Source organism: Streptococcus sp. 23.2, from assembly GCF_016648665.1.
Classification (GTDB): Bacteria; Bacillota; Bacilli; order Lactobacillales; family Streptococcaceae; genus Streptococcus; species Streptococcus salivarius_E.
On the sequence record NZ_JACLQJ010000003.1, the window covers coordinates 21637 to 37350 of the forward strand.

The window sequence follows — 15714 nt, forward strand, 5'->3', positions numbered from 1 at the left end:
AGACAGGTTGGGATATCCCAACCTGCATCTTTTTATAGTTTAATCAGCCCATAGTGCTTTGACTTTAGCTTGCACTTCTTCATTTTCAAGGAATTCATCATAAGTTTCATCAATACGGTCAATAACCCCATTTTTAGAAACGACTACGATGTGGTTCGCTATTGTTTGGATAAATTCATGGTCATGACTGGCAAAGATAACAGACTCTTTGAAGTCACGGACGCCATCATTCAGACTTGAGATTGATTCCAAATCCAAGTGATTAGTTGGATCATCTAGAAGAAGGACGTTAGATTTCAAAAGCATGAGCTTAGAAAGCATGACACGTACCTTTTCTCCCCCTGAGAGAACACTAACAGATTTATTAACCTCATCTCCTGAGAAGAGCATACGTCCAAGGAATCCACGCAAGAAGGTATCATCATCTTCCCCTTTTTCGGCAAATTGACGGAGCCATTCGAGAATTGATTCACCGGATGCAAAGTCTTTAGAATTATCTTTTGGAAGGTAAGAGCGGCTAGTAGTAACACCCCATTTGATTGTACCTTCGTAGTCAATATCATCGGCAAGAGCACGAATCAATGCAGTTGTTTGAATATCGTTTTGACCGATGATGGCAGTCTTATCTCCTGGTCGTAAGATGAAACTAATGTTATCAAGAATAGTCTCACCATCCATCTTAACAGTGAGATTTTCAACTGTTAGAAGGTCATTACCGATTTCACGCTCTGCTTTAAAATTGATGAATGGGTATTTACGACTTGATGGGACGATTTCTTCTAGTTCAATTTTATCAAGCATTTTCTTACGAGAAGTAGCTTGTTTAGATTTTGAAGCGTTGGCAGAGAAACGTGCAACGAATTCTTGAAGTTCTTTGATTTTTTCTTCTGCTTTTGCATTACGGTCAGCCTGCAAGCGTGCAGCCAATTCTGAAGATTGTTTCCAGAAGTCATAGTTACCGACATAGAGTTTGATTTTACCAAAGTCAAGGTCGGCCATATGCGTACATACCTTATTCAAGAAATGACGGTCATGGGATACGACAATGACCGTATTTTCAAAATCAATCAAGAAATCTTCAAGCCAAGAGATTGACTGGATATCAAGACCGTTGGTAGGTTCGTCAAGAAGAAGTACATCAGGTTTACCAAAAAGCGCTTTTGCAAGGAGGACTTTCACCTTGTCACCATTAGCTAATTCGCTCATATTTTGATAGTGAAGGTCTTCTGAGATATTTAGGTTCTGAAGCAATTGTGAGGCTTCGCTTTCAGCTTCCCAACCACCCAATTCAGCAAAGAGTCCTTCTAATTCAGCAGCACGGACACCATCTTCATCTGAAAAATCTTCCTTCATGTAGATGGCATCTTTTTCTTTCATAATATCGTAGAGGCGTTCATTCCCCATGATAACAACATCAATGACGCGTTCATCTTCATAGTCAAAGTGGTTCTGACGAAGAACAGAAAGACGCTCATCAGGACCAAGAGAGATATGTCCTGTTGTTGGTTCGATATCACCAGCTAAAATTTTCAAAAAAGTAGATTTACCAGCACCATTGGCACCGATAAGACCGTAAGTATTACCTGGCGTGAAGGCAATATTAACATCATCAAAAAGTTTACGATCGCTAAAACGAAGCGATACATCCGATACAGTAAGCATATAATATCCTTTATTTTTATTCTTAACTACTATTTTACGAGAAATTAGACTTTATTTCAATCGATTTTATAAGGGATTAATAAAGTCATTTGGAACTCTTTGGTAATCTTTTTGGAGGCTAAATCCACGTCCCATAACTGTAGAAGCAGGAACAATGACGATAAAGGCAGTTTCATCTATTTTTTGGATTTCTTCTTGAACTTTCGGAACTTCATGAGTTGACAAGGTAGTCATAATCATATTTTGTGCATGTCCAGTATGTCCACCAAGAACTGGAATTTTTGTTGCTCCTCGATCAGCCACTCTAGTGATGTATTTTAGGATTTGTTCACTATTTTGCGAAATGATTAGAAGATTTCGTGATGAATTGAGTCCGACCATCATTTTATCAATTGTAAGAGAAACAACTCCAAGTGAGAGGATGGAGTACATAACAGTATCAGGTGGAAAGGCAATAGCACTGATTGCGACAATGATTCCATCAACAATAAGTAGTACCATTCCTAGTGGGAGTGGCGTATACTTGTGGAGAATTTGTGTGATAATTCCAGTTCCCCCAGTTGAGGAATTTCCATAAAAGACTATTCCTAGTCCTAACCCTAATACAATCCCACCAAAAATAGCAGCCAACAAAGGTTGTTTGGTGAGTGTAGGTAAGCCCTCGGTTAATTTAATAAAAGTTGGGAAGATAAGAGACCCATAGAAGGTTTTTAGGAGAACTTCGCGACCAAGAAAGCACCAACATAAAATTAACAAAGGGATGGTGGTTGCTAAGACGAAGTTAGCATTGTTCCAACCAAAAAGGGCATTTAAACTAATGGCTAGCCCTCCGACACCACCCGAGGCAATATTATTCTTAACTAAAAGTGAGTTATAGCCAACCGCAGCAATAAAAGAACCGATTGTAACTAAAAGTATATCTATTATTCGACGTTTCATATATTATCTCCTAGAAATGATATTCTTATTATCAAGTCTTTTTAAGTTTCCGTCAAGTATTGACTATTTTGGTTGTATCTAAGGTTGTGTTTCACGTGAAACTAGAAACATAATCTTGACAAGAATAGATAAAACAATGTAGAATAATAGTCATCAGAAGAGTAATTCTTTCCTTTTTTATAGAGAGCTGGTGGTTGCTGAAAACCAGTATGAAGGTGGAATGAATGGGCTGAAGAGAATTGACGGTTAACGTGAACACATAAACGTTAGGTTTGGCACCCCTTATCGTGCAACTTCTTTGTTGAGAAGGTTTGAGATGATAGCTTCAGAAAGAGTTATCAACTGAGGTGGTACCGCGTATCAAAAGTGATTAACGCCCTCACGCATGTTTTTGCGTGGGGATTTTTTTTGTATTAGAGAGGTAATTATATGACGAAACCTATTATTTTGACGGGAGACCGTCCAACAGGGAAACTTCATCTAGGACACTATGTTGGTAGTTTAAAAAATCGTGTCCTTTTACAAAACGAAGATAAATATAACATGTTTGTCTTTTTGGCTGATCAGCAAGCCCTTACGGATCACGCCAAAGAGTCAGAGATTATCAAAGAATCAATTGGGAATGTTGCTTTAGATTATCTCTCTGTAGGTTTGGATCCAACGAAGTCGACTATTTTCATTCAAAGTCAGATTCCTGAGTTGGCTGAGTTGACTATGTATTACATGAACCTAGTTTCATTGGCACGTTTAGAGCGTAACCCGACAGTTAAGACGGAAATTGCTCAAAAAGGCTTCGGAGAATCTATTCCAACAGGCTTTCTAGTTTATCCAATTTCTCAGGCAGCTGATATCACGGCCTTTAAAGCAAATTATGTTCCTGTAGGTAATGACCAAAAGCCAATGATTGAGCAGACACGTGAAATTGCACGTAGCTTCAATCATACTTATCATTGTGATATTTTGGTTGAGCCAGAGGGGATCTACCCTGAAAATGAAGCTGCGGGACGCCTTCCAGGTCTAGACGGTAATGCTAAGATGTCTAAATCCTTGGGTAATGGTATCTTCCTTTCAGATGATGAGGACACTGTTCGTAAAAAAGTCATGAGCATGTATACGGATCCAAATCATATTCGTGTGGAAGATCCAGGCCAAATTGAAGGTAATATGGTTTTCCATTATCTTGATATCTTTGGTCGCGAAGAGGATGCTACTACAATTGCTGAAATGAAAGAACATTATCAACGAGGTGGTTTAGGAGATGTGAAGACAAAACGTTATCTTCTAGAAATCTTAGAACGTGAGTTAGCTCCAATTCGTGAACGTCGTTTAGAATATGCCAAGGATATGGGAGAAGTTTTCCGTATGCTTGAAAAAGGTAGTCAAGCAGCGCGTGAAGTTGCTGGACAAACATTGGCGGAAGTAAAAGAAGCGATGGGAATTAAGTATTTCTAAGAAATAAAAAGTAGGGACTCAAGATAATCTGGAGCCCTATTTTTATTTGGAAAAAGGTTTTCTTAGAATCTTATGCGAAATCTGTTGACAAATCATTTTAGCATGATATGATATTAACAATTAAAAAATAGGCTGGGGTTTTTGTACCTCAAAACTTTGAGAAAAGAGGACGATTATAATGTCAAATTGGGACACTAAATTCTTGAAAAAAGGTTACACTTTTGATGACGTATTGCTTATTCCTGCGGAAAGTCATGTTCTACCAAACAACGTCAACTTGAAGACGAATTTGGCTAAAAATTTGACATTAAATATCCCAATTATCACTGCAGCCATGGATACGGTCACAGATAGTAAGATGGCTATCTCAATTGCTCGTGCAGGTGGTTTGGGTGTCATTCACAAAAACATGTCTATTGCGGAACAAGCTGAAGAAGTTCGAAAAGTAAAGCGCTCTGAAAATGGTGTCATCATTGATCCATTCTTCCTAACGCCTGAAAATAAAGTTGCTGAAGCTGAAGAGTTGATGCAACGTTACCGTATCTCAGGGGTTCCGATTGTTGAGACACTTGAAAATCGTAAATTGGTTGGTATTATCACAAACCGTGATATGCGTTTTATCTCTAATTACGATACTCCAATTTCAGAACACATGACTTCTGAGAAATTGGTCACTGCTCCAGTTGAAACAGATCTTGAAACGGCTGAAAGTATTCTTCATGAGCATCGTATTGAAAAGCTACCTCTAGTTGATGAAGAAGGTCGTTTGTCAGGACTTATTACTATTAAGGATATCGAAAAAGTTATCGAGTTTCCTAATGCAGCTAAGGATGAGTTCGGTCGTCTTTTGGTAGCAGGTGCTGTAGGTGTTACTTCTGATACCTTTGAACGTGCAGAAGCTCTTTTTGAAGCAGGCGCAGATGCTATTGTCATTGATACTGCACATGGTCATTCAGCAGGTGTTCTTCGTAAAATTGCTGAAATTCGTGCCCACTTCCCAGACCGTACTTTGATTGCAGGAAATATCGCAACAGCTGAAGGTGCGTGTGCACTTTATGAAGCAGGTGTCGATGTTGTTAAAGTAGGTATCGGACCAGGTTCTATTTGTACAACACGTGTGGTTGCGGGTGTAGGTGTTCCTCAAGTCACTGCTATTTACGATGCAGCTAGTGTTGCGCGTGAATACGGAAAAACAATCATTGCTGATGGCGGTATCAAATACTCAGGTGATATTGTAAAAGCTCTTGCAGCAGGTGGTAATGCTGTAATGCTTGGTTCTATGTTTGCTGGTACTGATGAAGCACCAGGTGAAACTGAGATTTTCCAAGGTCGTAAATACAAATCTTACCGTGGTATGGGATCAATTGCAGCGATGAAGAAGGGATCAAGCGATCGTTACTTCCAAGGTGCAGTTAATGAAGCGAATAAACTTGTTCCAGAAGGAATTGAAGGCCGTGTAGCTTATAAAGGTTCTGCTGCTGATATCGTATTCCAATTGATTGGCGGTATCCGTGCAGGTATGGGTTATACAGGTGCAGAAGATATCCAGGCTTTACATGACAAAGCTCAGTTTGTTGAAATGTCAGGTGCAGGACTTATTGAAAGTCACCCTCACGATGTTCAAATTACAAACGAGGCGCCTAACTACTCAGCTCATTAAAAAAACATAAAAGTACTTACTTCAGGTAAGTACTTTTTCTTTACATTAATTTTTACAGTAGGTTTACAATATATTTACACAAACAAAATTGTTAACAAAGGGTTTGGGTGAGTTTTCATTTACACTCTTTTTAACATCACTTGTCATATATGTAAAGCACAAAAAACAGAAAAACAAGTCGCTTAATCGACTTGTTTTTCACAAATAATACCATTCTTGACTAAGAAGGTCTTTAAATCGGGTGGTAGCTTACTCAGATGATCAAGTGAAGTTGTCGTCATGAAGGTTTGAACCTCTTCGTCAATACTTTCTAACAGTTTGAGTTGACGGTGATTGTCAAGCTCACTCATGACATCATCGAGGAGAAGAATTGGAAATTCACCTGTTACTTTTTTTATCAGAGCAATCTCAGCCATTTTTAAAGAAAGAATGAGACTACGTTGTTGCCCCTGACTGCCGAAAGATGCGTTCATGTCATTAATGTAAAATGTCAAATCATCCCTATGTGGACCAACACCAGTGTTCTTTTTGAAGATATCCCTTTTGTGATTTTGCTTTAACGTGGTTAAAAATGATTCACGAATAACTTTGTTATTCCCGAATGGTATATTAGATTCGTAGGAGATTTTAAGGCGCTCTATCTGATTTGAGAGATTACTATGATGTCTATCTGCCTCTTCCTCTAATTGCTTGATAAATTCTAGTCTATGTTCGATAACGCGTGCTCCAAAATCGGAAAGCTGTTCATCTAACACTGAGAGAAAATTAATGTCTACATTGTCAGTAGATTTGAGATAAGCATTACGTTGCTTGAGTACATGATTATAACTTGATAGGTCTGAAAGGTAAACAGGCTTAATCTGTCCTAAATCAATATCTATAAATTTACGTCTTAGGCTTGGAGATCCCTTTACAAGTTGTAAATCCTCAGGAGCAAAGAGTACCACTGTCATGTGACCGATATAATCGGATAATTTAGCTTGTTTGAGGTGGTTGACCTTTGTTATGCGGCCTTTATTAGATAAACTGATTTCCAGAGGTAGCTTTCCACTATGACGATGCACGATGCCGTTCAGTTTGAGAGTATTTTGCTGAAATTGAATCAGTTCCTTATCTGAACGGGTCCGATGACTACGTGTCAATGCTAGAAAATAGATGGCCTCAAGAATATTTGTTTTTCCTTGAGCATTGCGACCAAGAAAAATATTGAGATGAGGTGAGAAGCTCACAGAGGCTTCAGTATAATTTCTAAAGTGTTGAATATCAATATTTTCGAGCCACATAGTTAGGTTCCTGGGAAACGAACGGGTTTTCGTTTAGTTTTATTGCCTTCTTTTGACGGATGTGCCTTTTGTTTCTTTTTATTATCCTGATTCATTTTTTTAACAATGGCAGCAACACGTGCTTTTTCAGCGACTTCTTTTTGATGCTCTTCAATTTCATTTGTTGTAGGAGCTACAATCGTTATTTCAAGTTTCTCAGACGGAATGGTAATAACGTCTCCATAACGAAGTTTTTTTCCACGACGTTTTTCATCTTCACCATTGAATAAAACGGTATTGTTAGCTAAAAAACCTTTAATAGCTCCGCCACTATGAATGATACTTAATTCTTTTAAAAGTGCCTGCAGTGTGATGTATTCATCAAATAATTTATATTCCATAGTACCTCAACTTTCTCTTGAGATAAGATAGCATAAAAATGGTATAATTGGAAGCATAAACTTTTTAGAGGTTATCAATGAAAATTGCTGATGGTGTCTATGTACACTTCATTCCAACACAAAAATATAAAACTAATCGTATTGTTTTTCGAATGACAGGTTCTTTGAATAAACAAACAATTGCTAAACGAGCTCTGGTTTCACAAATGTTGGCTACAGCCAATCAGACGTATCCAACAGTACAGTCTTTTAAAGAGAGATTAGCTTCTCTTTATGGAACACAGTTGTCAACTAGAGTGTTAACTAAAGGGTTGACACATAGTGTTGACATAGAGTTGACATACCTGAAGGATGCCTTTATCCCTACGAATAATGGATTATTTTGGGAAGTTCTAGGATTTTTGAAAGAGTGTCTTTACAAGCCACTGTCAAGAGTAGCTCAATACCAAAATAAAGTATTTGATGTAGAGAAACAAAATTTAAAGACCTACCTTGATGTTGACACAGAGAATAATTACTATTACAGTGAAGTTAAGGGAAGAGAGCTTTATTTTGTAAATGAGGGCTTGAAAGTTCCCAAATATGGTCAAGCAGAACTTGTTGAAGCCGAGACTTCGTTTACAGCTTATCAAGAATTTCAAAGTATGTTGACAAGAGATCGTATTGATATCTTTATGGTTGGAGAATTTGATGATTATCAAGTACTCCAAGGTTTACATCGTTTTCCTTTGGAGGGACGTCAAGTTGATTTACAGTTTAGCTATAGTCAACCTTATGTCAATGTGGTGAAAGAAAAGATAGAACCTAGACAGAGTAGTCAATCTATTTTACAATTAGGGTACCAATTTTCATGTCAATATGGAGATAAAGATTACTTTGCTTTAATTGTATTCAATGCCATGTTTGGTGAATTTGCCCACTCTGCTTTATTTACAACGCTTCGAGAAAAAGAAGGATTGGCTTATTCAATTAGTAGTCAATTTGATGTCTTTACAGGTTTACTAGAAGTTTACGCTGGAATTGAAAAATCTAATAGAAATCAGGCTATGCGAGGAATTAGTAGAGAATTGAATTACATTAAATTAGGACGTTTTTCAAGTTCTCTCCTGAATCAAACCAAAAAAATCATACGAATGAATGCCCTACTCTCTGAAGATCATGCCTTGACATTGGTGGAACAACGTTTTAATAAGGTGATTTTTGGCGATAAAAGTCTTTCATTAGAGAATTGGTTAGATGAGATTGAGAAGGTTACTAAAAAAGATGTTTGCCGTGTAGCGCGTCAAGTTAAGCTACAGAGTTTGTTCTTTTTAGAAGGAGTGTCTTAGAATGGCTGCTTTGAAGAAACGTTATTATCAAAAAATTGATGAAGAAGTTTATTCAGCAATTTTAGATAATGGTATGTCTTTATCAATTATTAAGAAAAAAGGATTTTTAGAAAAAGCCGCCTTTCTGTCAACGAATTTTGGGGCGCTAGATAATCACTTTTATATTGATGGTGAGTTACAATCTTACCCTGCAGGTATTGCTCATTTTCTAGAACACAAGCTATTTGAGGATGAACAGGGAAGGGATGTGACATTGGATTTTGTCAAGCTTGGAGCTGATGTCAATGCTTTTACAACCTTGGATAAGACAACATATTATTTCTCTACCCTTGACCACTTTGAGGAGTCTTTAGAACTTTTATTAAAGTTTACATCAAAGTTTACAAGTTCCGAAGATGCTGTCAACCATGAAAAAAGAATTATTGAACAAGAAATAAATATGTATCAGGATGATCCTGATTATAGAGTATATCTGGGTTGTTTACAAAGTTTGTATCCCAATACTATATTAGGGCAAGACATTGCTGGAAGTGTTGATAGCATTGAAAAAATTACTGTAAAGGATTTGAAAGATAATTTTGACTGCTTTTACAAACCAGCAAACTGTCATCTCGTTTTGGTAGGTGATTTTGATGTTGAAGATATTTACACTTTTGTCAATGAAAAACAAAGCGAGTTTACACTACCTGAGAGAATAGTTGAAAAAGAAAAGAACCCCATTGAGTCAGATATCCAAAAATTAGATAGTCTTCAAATGGAGATTTTCATCTCAAAGCTAGCCATTGGTTTTAAGAGTGTTCCTTTTACTGATAATCGTATGAGAGAAAACATACTGGTACAGTTATTGTTTAATTTACTGTTTGGCTGGACGTCTCCTTATTATCAAAATTGGTATGCTGAAGGAAAAATAGATGAGTCTGTGTCAATTGAATACGAGGTATCTAATCGATATTCATTTGTCATTATGACTATGGACACTGCAGAACCTATCCGTATGTCAAGTTTAATTCGTCAAGTGATGACGTCGGCAGATAAAAAAAGACTGTTGACGGATGAGGCATTGGATTTGCAAAAGAAAGCTTTGTATGGTGAATTTTTACGTAGTCTAGACAATATCCAGAATTTAGGAAGTCAGTATTTAGCTTATTTTGAGAATGATAAAACATACTTTGATTTTGGTCAGGAACTAATGAGCATTACTTCCAAGGATTTGAAGGATTTTTTGAATCACTATCTCTCAAATACAGAGATTACCGATTTTGTTGTCTTCCCTAAATAAGTGATTATTTGCTATAATAGAGACACGAAAACAAAGAAGAATATTAGAAAGGGGAAAAATGAAGTTACACTCTCTAGGTGAGCAATTACGTGCAGCACGTATAAAGAAAGAATTAAGTTTATATGATGTAGAAAAAATTTCTGGAGTAGAAGCTCAGTTTCTTCTGGCTATGGAAATGGATCAACTTAAAGCTTTGCCAGAGGACATTCAGCAAGAAGCGCTTGAAAAGTATGCCACTTCGGTTGGTTTAGATGGAAAGCGTCTGTTTGAGGAGCAGAGACAGAGCGAGCAAAAACTAAAAAAAGAAAAGAAACCAGTTGAACGTAAGGAAGAAAGCATAGCTACCAAAGCACCTATGTCACGCTTTTTAAAGCATAAACGTGAAGAAAAAAGAAAGTCTAACTATCTACCTTTACTAATTCTTAGTGCGGTTTCGTTACTTATCATTTGTTCAGTAGGTTATATTATTATTAGACATCTTTCTAATCAACCTCAGGTGATAAAACCGAATACTATCTCTACAGTTAATCATCTATCAACGGCTAGTAAGGCTAAATCGTCACGAAGCATTTCTGAGGTTACCGTTTCGGGGGCAAATGTAACAACGACAACTCAAGGAAATCAGCTAATGGTTGATTTCTCCAATGTAAATTCTTCAGTAGTTTTAGATGTAGAGTTATCAGAAAATAATGATGACACCTGGTTTTCAGTAGATAATTCAGAGACTTCAGAGAGTTACCTCCTTTCAAAAACGAAAAATTCAAAATACTCTTTAGATTTTTCTGATAAAACGAAACCAACTCAAATTATTATTGCTCAATCTTCAAAAGTAACTCTAAAGGTAAATGGGGAGTCACTTGATTTATCTCAATTAGATAAAAATACACCTAGCTACCTCACATTAAGAATCCAATAGAATCGAGAAGAAATGTTTAAAAAAGAAAATTTACCTAATTTATTGACACTTGCTAGAATTGTTTTGATTCCTATCTTTTTACTGATGACATCACTTGCGTCAAGTAATGTTATGCATATTGCTGCGGCGGTTGTCTTTGCTATTGCCAGTATTACAGATTATTTAGATGGCTATTTGGCACGAAAATGGCATGTTGTTACTAATTTCGGGAAATTTGCAGATCCATTGGCAGATAAGATGCTAGTGATGTCAGCATTTATTATGTTAGTCGGTATTGATCAAGCGCCAGCCTGGGTGGTTTCAGTTATTATCTGTCGTGAGCTTGCAGTCACAGGTCTTCGTCTTTTATTAGTGGAAAACGGTGGTACAGTTCTCGCTGCAGCTATGCCTGGTAAGATTAAGACAGTGACTCAGATGTTATCTATCATTCTATTATTGTGTCATTTGCATTTTATTGGAACAATTATGCTTTATATCGCTTTGTTCTTTACAATTTACTCAGGCTATGATTATTTCAAAGGTGCAGGTTTCTTATTTAAGGATACTTTCAAGTAGTACGATAAACAAATGATTGAAATAAAAAATTTAAAATTTAAATATCATCAAGATCAACCATCCTATATTCTTGATGATGTATCGTTTCACGTGAAACGTGGGGAGTGGCTATCCATTGTAGGGCATAATGGTTCTGGAAAATCCACGACAGCACGTCTTATTGACGGACTATTAGTGGCAGAGTCTGGGCAGATTATCGTTGATGGTCAAGAATTAACAGAAGAGAATGTCTGGGATATTCGTGATAAGATTGGCATGGTCTTTCAAAATCCAGATAATCAATTTGTTGGGGCAACTGTTGAAGACGATGTTGCTTTTGGTCTTGAAAATAAAGGTGTTCCCTATGAAGAAATGGCTTCAAGAGTTCAAGAGGCTCTGGAATTTGTAGGAATGTCAGAATTTAAGGATAGAGAGCCAGCTAGATTATCTGGAGGTCAAAAACAACGTGTGGCTATCGCAGGTATTGTAGCTATGAGACCATCTATTTTGATTTTGGATGAGGCAACCAGCATGCTTGACCCAGAAGGTCGCCAGGAATTGATTCAATCTATTAAAGCTATTCGTAAAGAGTACGGAATGACTGTTTTATCAATTACTCATGATCTCGATGAGGTCGCTTTGAGTGACCGTGTTTTGGTTTTGAAAAAAGGTAAAGTGGAGTCTGTTTCAAGTCCTCGTGAACTATTTAGTAGAGGCTCAGAGTTGGTTGACTTAGGTTTGGATATCCCTTTTAGTGCATTATTAACTCAAAAGCTAAGAAATAAAGGTCTGATAGATTGTGAAGACTATCTGACAGAAAAGGAATTGGTAGAACAACTATGGGAATCTCTCTCAAAAATGTAAGTTATATCTATCAAGCGGGTACTCCTTTTGAGGGGCGTGCCCTTTTTGATATGACGACGACGGTAAAAGATGGTTCATATACGGCCTTTATTGGACATACAGGAAGTGGTAAATCTACTATTATGCAGCTCTTGAATGGCCTTTATTTACCCACTAGTGGTCAGGTTCACGTTGATGATACGATCATAACCAGTCAATCAAAGAATAAGGACATAAAACCAATTCGTAAGAAGGTAGGTTTAGTTTTTCAATTTCCAGAAAGTCAGTTATTTGCAGAAACTGTTTTAGAAGATGTTGCCTTTGGACCTCAAAATTTCGGAGTTTCTAAGGAAGAAGCAGAACAACGTGCTATTGAAAGTCTAAAATTAGTTGGACTCCCAGAAGAGTTTCATGGACAGAATCCTTTTGATTTATCAGGGGGACAAATGCGACGTGTTGCCATCGCAGGGATTCTAGCTATGCAACCAGATATTTTAGTACTGGATGAACCGACTGCTGGTCTAGATCCACAGGGCCGGAAGGAATTGATGTCTCTCTTTAAGGAGTTACATCTTTCTGGAATGACGATTGTTTTAGTAACTCACTTGATGGATGATGTTGCCGATTATGCAACAGCTGTGAATGTTATGGAAAAAGGGCAACTAGTGTTGTCGGGAGCTCCTAAAGATGTTTTTCAAAAGGTTACTTTTCTTAAAGAAAAGCAGTTAGGTGTTCCTAAAATCACAGAGTTTGCGCTACAGCTACAAGAAAAAGGTTATCACTTTGAAAGTCTCCCTATTACAATCGAGGAATTCGTAGAGGTGGTGTCGCATGGATAAGTTAATTATTGGACGTTATATTGTTGGGGACTCTTTTATACACCGATTAGACCCTAGAAGTAAATTATTAGCCATGCTGATTTATATTGTTATTATCTTTTGGGCTAATAATCCCTTAACTTATGCTGTAATAACTTTATTTACACTTTTCTTGGTTTTCTTGTCTAAAATAAAACTTGGTTTCTTTTTAGGTGGAATCAAACCAATGATTTGGATTATTTTATTTTCTACCCTATTTCAAGTTTTCTTCAATACAAAAGGGAGTGTGCTTTGGTCTATCGGCTTTTTAAAGATTACGGAAGTCGGTTTAAATCAAGGTTGGATGATATTCCTTAGATTTATCCTCATTATTAGTTTTTCCACCCTACTTACTCTAACGACAACACCTTTAAGTTTATCTGATGCAGTTGAATCACTTTTAAAACCTCTTACTGTTTTCAGAGTGCCAGCACATGAAATTGGTTTAATGCTATCTTTGAGTCTACGTTTTGTACCAACTTTGATGGATGATACGACTCGTATTATGAATGCTCAAAAGGCGCGTGGTGTTGACTTTGGTGAAGGAAATATTATTCAGAAGGTACGGTCAATAATACCTATTTTAATTCCTTTGTTTGCATCAAGCTTTAAACGAGCAGATGCTCTGGCGATTGCTATGGAAGCACGAGGCTATCAAGGTGGTGAAGGAAGAACAAAATATCGTCGACTTTCATGGAATGGTCGAGATACCTTATCAATTATTGCTATTTTAGCTTTAGGATTAATGCTTTTTTATCTTAAGAGTTAATTCGTTGAGATAAATAAAAACTAGGTCTTAAGACCTAGAAGTTTTAGATGGACGCCCACGTAGGCGTTCTTTTTTCGTCTAATCCCAACCTACTTGTAATATTTTTAATATCCCTAACAAGGGGATGTTATATTTCCAAGGTATCATAGATACATGGTTATAGTTCTTCAGCTTAGTCTGGATTGAGGAATCCCTATATAGAGTAAGCCAGTTGATTTACCTATTAGTCATAAACAATAAAATAACTTAATATCTTTGACTAATATGGATTGGACTATAAATAGATAAAGGAGCATCATCATGCAAAAAAAGAATACATCTAACACTAAAAAATTAGGTCTTTTTGGACTTGTTACAGTAGCAACACTTGGGACAACAGCTTTAGCTAATGCAGAAACTTACACAGTTCAAAAAGGCGATACACTTTCAGCTATTGCTAAGAAAAATGGTACGACCGTAGATGAAATCGTTTCAAAAAACGGTATTCAAGACGCCAATAAGATTTCTATTGGTCAAAACTTAACAATTAATGAAACAACTGAAGAGACTACAGAACCTTCAGCTACAACAGCTACAACAGCTACAACAGAAGCAGCTGCTGAATCAACACAATCAACAGAATCTACACAAAGTGAAGATACTCAAGCAACCAATACAAATCTTTCTTCTTCAGAGGCAGCTGCCAAAGAAGAAATCGCGCAACGTGAGTCAAGCGGTAGCTATACAGCTCAAAATGGGCAATATTATGGACGTTACCAATTAGCCTCATCATATTTGAACGGAGACTTGTCTCCTGAAAATCAAGAGAAGGTAGCAGATAATTATGTAGCAAGCCGTTATGGTTCATGGACAGCAGCTCTTGCTTTCTGGAATGCTAATGGTTGGTACTAAATCATTATTACTGACTTATGAGGAAAACTAGTAAAATCTCATACAAATAAGGGGAAAATGCCAGATTTTTGGCATTTTTTTATTAAAATGATAAATCATTGTAACATTAGACATAATACAAATAATCGGCAGTAATATTACTAAGTTATGATGAATGTAACTAGAATTAACTAGGAGGGATTTATGTTTAAAAAAAGTTATAAGGGACGCCGTATCAAATTAGCAGCGAAGAAATCATTGGCGGTACCAGTGGCAATTGTAACAAGTTTTATTGTCATTTTGGCAGTATCACTGTCTACACTAATTAATAAAGGGTTGGTTAATGCATTTTCAGATTCTGTTACCCCAGCACCTTCAACAGCATCAACAACATCAGAATCGACAGCAGATTTAGTTAAATCAACAGAAATTAGCTCAAGTAAAGAGAATAAAGCTAATAAAGAAAAGGTTGAAGAAAGTAAGCCTCAGTCAGAAACAACAGGAGAATCGGTAGAAGCAGCTGAAAAGTCTCAGTCAGATACTGCTACTACAAGCGTTGCTTCAACGAATACTGATACTACGTCGACTCAAAATACTGGAACAGCTCCTTCGGTTGCTGCAACTGGTAGCGGGTCAGTTGTTCTCTCAAATGGTAACACTGCAGGAGAAGTTGGTTCTTATGCAGCGGCACAGATGGCAGCAGCTACTGGTGTTCCTCAGTCAACTTGGGAGTCAATTATTGCGCGTGAGTCAAATGGTGATCATACTGCAGCAAATGGTTCAGGTGCATCAGGTCTTTTTCAGACAATGCCTGGATGGGGCTCTACTGCAACGGTTGAGGATCAAATTCAATCAGCCTTGAATGCCTATAACGCACAAGGTTTGTCAGCTTGGAATTACTAATATTAATAGAAGTTGGGAGCATACTCTCAGCTTTTTAAT

Annotated in this window: 15 protein-coding genes and 1 other annotated feature; of the genes, 11 read left to right on the forward strand and 4 right to left on the reverse strand. The window is 37.1% G+C overall.

The genetic code is table 11. The annotated features are described in order from the left end of the window. Window positions 1–39: 39 nt before the first annotated feature. Entirely contained in the window at window positions 40–1662 is a 1623-nt protein-coding gene (locus H7T98_RS02505) for an ABC-F family ATP-binding cassette domain-containing protein (RefSeq protein ID WP_037602413.1), read from the reverse strand. A gap of 66 nt (window positions 1663–1728) precedes the next feature. Then, window positions 1729–2601: a YitT family protein gene (locus H7T98_RS02510; protein ID WP_073686054.1), complete on the reverse strand. Its 873-nt coding sequence runs from the start codon at window positions 2599–2601 to the stop codon at window positions 1729–1731. Between the two features lie 144 nt (window positions 2602–2745). Continuing rightward, window positions 2746–2985 (forward strand) — a binding site (T-box leader). 45 nt (window positions 2986–3030) lie between these two features. Between H7T98_RS02510 and trpS the strand changes: the two genes are divergently transcribed. Beyond that, a complete protein-coding gene (gene trpS, locus H7T98_RS02515; protein WP_175057876.1) occupies window positions 3031–4053 on the forward strand; it encodes a tryptophan--tRNA ligase in 1023 nt (340 codons plus the stop codon). 178 nt (window positions 4054–4231) lie between these two features. Continuing rightward, window positions 4232–5713, forward strand: coding sequence for an IMP dehydrogenase (gene guaB / locus H7T98_RS02520; RefSeq protein ID WP_175057875.1), 1482 nt, complete (start codon window positions 4232–4234; stop codon window positions 5711–5713). A gap of 182 nt (window positions 5714–5895) precedes the next feature. On the opposite strand, the gene recF is transcribed toward guaB, so the two are convergent. Next, on the reverse strand, window positions 5896–6996 hold the full coding sequence (gene recF, locus H7T98_RS02525) for a DNA replication/repair protein RecF (RefSeq protein ID WP_175057874.1): 1101 nt from the start codon (window positions 6994–6996) through the stop codon (window positions 5896–5898). Between the two features lie 2 nt (window positions 6997–6998). Next, window positions 6999–7376: a S4 domain-containing protein YaaA gene (gene yaaA, locus H7T98_RS02530; RefSeq protein WP_037599372.1), complete on the reverse strand. Its 378-nt coding sequence runs from the start codon at window positions 7374–7376 to the stop codon at window positions 6999–7001. A 77-nt stretch (window positions 7377–7453) separates the two neighbouring features. On the opposite strand from yaaA, the gene yfmF reads away from it, so the two are divergent. From yfmF to H7T98_RS02575, 9 genes are all read left to right on the forward strand, one after another. Continuing rightward, window positions 7454–8704 carry an EF-P 5-aminopentanol modification-associated protein YfmF gene (gene yfmF, locus H7T98_RS02535; RefSeq protein ID WP_175057873.1) on the forward strand — a complete coding sequence of 417 codons (1251 nt, stop codon included), beginning with the start codon at window positions 7454–7456 and terminating at the stop codon, window positions 8702–8704. A 1-nt stretch (window position 8705) separates the two neighbouring features. After that, on the forward strand, window positions 8706–9983 hold the full coding sequence (gene yfmH / locus H7T98_RS02540) for an EF-P 5-aminopentanol modification-associated protein YfmH (protein WP_175057872.1): 1278 nt from the start codon (window positions 8706–8708) through the stop codon (window positions 9981–9983). A 58-nt stretch (window positions 9984–10041) separates the two neighbouring features. Further along, window positions 10042–10899, forward strand: a complete 858-nt coding sequence (locus H7T98_RS02545) for a helix-turn-helix domain-containing protein (protein WP_073689262.1) — start codon at window positions 10042–10044, stop codon at window positions 10897–10899. Window positions 10900–10911: 12 nt separating this feature from the next. Then, entirely contained in the window at window positions 10912–11454 is a 543-nt protein-coding gene (gene pgsA / locus H7T98_RS02550) for a CDP-diacylglycerol--glycerol-3-phosphate 3-phosphatidyltransferase (protein ID WP_002892178.1), read from the forward strand. 12 nt (window positions 11455–11466) lie between these two features. Continuing rightward, window positions 11467–12297, forward strand: a complete 831-nt coding sequence (locus H7T98_RS02555; RefSeq protein ID WP_201061196.1) for an energy-coupling factor ABC transporter ATP-binding protein — start codon at window positions 11467–11469, stop codon at window positions 12295–12297. After that, on the forward strand, window positions 12273–13115 hold the full coding sequence (locus H7T98_RS02560; RefSeq protein ID WP_073687252.1) for an energy-coupling factor transporter ATPase: 843 nt from the start codon (window positions 12273–12275) through the stop codon (window positions 13113–13115). The genes H7T98_RS02555 and H7T98_RS02560 overlap by 25 nt, the downstream gene beginning before the upstream one ends. Beyond that, window positions 13108–13902 carry an energy-coupling factor transporter transmembrane component T family protein gene (locus tag H7T98_RS02565; RefSeq protein WP_022496149.1) on the forward strand — a complete coding sequence of 265 codons (795 nt, stop codon included), beginning with the start codon at window positions 13108–13110 and terminating at the stop codon, window positions 13900–13902. The genes H7T98_RS02560 and H7T98_RS02565 overlap by 8 nt, the downstream gene beginning before the upstream one ends. Before the next feature lie 300 nt (window positions 13903–14202). Further along, on the forward strand, window positions 14203–14793 hold the full coding sequence (locus H7T98_RS02570; protein WP_195187940.1) for a LysM peptidoglycan-binding domain-containing protein: 591 nt from the start codon (window positions 14203–14205) through the stop codon (window positions 14791–14793). 183 nt (window positions 14794–14976) lie between these two features. Next, window positions 14977–15675, forward strand: coding sequence for a transglycosylase SLT domain-containing protein (locus tag H7T98_RS02575; protein ID WP_014635194.1), 699 nt, complete (start codon window positions 14977–14979; stop codon window positions 15673–15675). The last annotated feature ends 39 nt before the right edge of the window (window positions 15676–15714 follow it).